The organism is Janthinobacterium sp. UMAB-56, assembly GCF_900095265.1.
In the GTDB taxonomy this organism is placed as follows: Bacteria; Pseudomonadota; Gammaproteobacteria; order Burkholderiales; family Burkholderiaceae_D; genus Janthinobacterium.
In genome coordinates this window covers 639,117-639,458 of record NZ_LT607652.1, presented here as the reverse complement: position 1 = coordinate 639,458, position 342 = coordinate 639,117, and the positions used below count along the sequence as shown (strand labels likewise).

Below are 342 nucleotides of genomic sequence, written 5' to 3'. Positions count from 1 at the left end.
CAGTGCAGCAAATTCGCATTGCTGCTAACTGTCAACTCGTTCACCCCATTAAATGTTTGCAGCCCGAAATTACTCATTTGACCAGTAGCGCAACCACGCGCCCCCAATTGAGGTCGGCAAAGGTAAATCGCGGATATCCCAACGCGTTGTCATAGGTCATTCCTGCCACATTCCGGCCCACCAGATTGATGGAAAATCCGCGCCAATCACCGCCCATATCGGGAAATGTAAACACGGCACCTGCATGCGGCACTTCAAATATGCCCAGGCACACGCCGCCAGCCGCCAAATATGAATCAAATACGACATTTTCAGCAGCATCAAAAACCTGTAGCCCGTAGT

Annotated in this window: 1 protein-coding gene; it reads right to left on the bottom strand. The window is 50.9% G+C overall.

Annotation, left to right across the window (positions count from 1 at the left end; all coding sequences use genetic code 11):
* Positions 1-73 precede the first annotated feature (73 nt).
* Positions 74-342: hypothetical protein (locus K0F85_RS05945; protein ID WP_219114969.1), on the bottom strand; the 269-nt coding region annotated here is incomplete at its 5' end.